The sequence below is a fragment of the Aurantimonas sp. A3-2-R12 genome (genome assembly GCF_036016755.1).
Classification (GTDB): domain Bacteria; phylum Pseudomonadota; class Alphaproteobacteria; order Rhizobiales; family Rhizobiaceae; genus Aurantimonas; species Aurantimonas coralicida_A.
The window spans coordinates 1-686 of sequence record NZ_JAYXIH010000145.1; the positions used below are offsets into that span (position 1 = coordinate 1).

A 686-nucleotide genomic window follows, 5' to 3' on the forward strand; every position below is an offset into this window, starting at 1 on the left:
GCCTCGCTCTTGTGGGTGGCGCGGAACACCAGCGTGAACACCAGCACCACCGGCGCCAGCATGGTGACGCGGATGAGCTTGACCAAAGTGGCGGTCTCGCCGGCCGCGTCGGAAACCGAAAAGCCGGCGCCGACGACCTGGGCGACGTCGTGGATGGTGCCGCCGAGAAACACCCCGATGGCCTGGTCCTTCAGCCCGAAGATCGGGATCAGCAGCGGATAGACGATCATCGCCACGGTGCTGAGCACGGTGACGCTGAGCACGGTGAAGATCAGGTTGCGCTCGGAGTACTGGTTCTTCGGCAGGACGGCGGCGATCGCCATGGCCGCCGAGGCGCCGCAGATCGCCACCGAGCCGCCGGTCAAGAGCGCCAGCCGCCAGCCGCGGCCGAGCAGCTTCGCCGCGGCGAAGCCGAACAGGATGGTGGCGACGACGCCGGCGACCAGCAGCGCGATCAGGCCGGGGCCGAGGCCGATCAACAGGGCGACGGAGATGCGCACGCCGAGGAGCGCGACGCCGATACGCAGGATCGTCTTGGCGGTGAAGTTGATGCCGGCGGCGCATTTGCCTTCCTCGGTGAGGAAGTTCAGGGCGATGCCCAGCAGCAGCGCCATCAGCATGGCCGGCGCGCCGTAATGTTCGGACAGGAACTTCGCCGCGACGGCGACCGTCGCCGCAACCAGCAC

Annotated in this window: 1 protein-coding gene; it reads right to left on the minus strand. The window is 68.4% G+C overall.

Going from position 1 to position 686, the window contains the following annotated elements:
• A partial coding sequence (locus tag VSX60_RS22465) for a YeiH family protein (RefSeq protein WP_327626451.1) occupies window positions 1-686 on the minus strand: 686 nt, incomplete at both ends.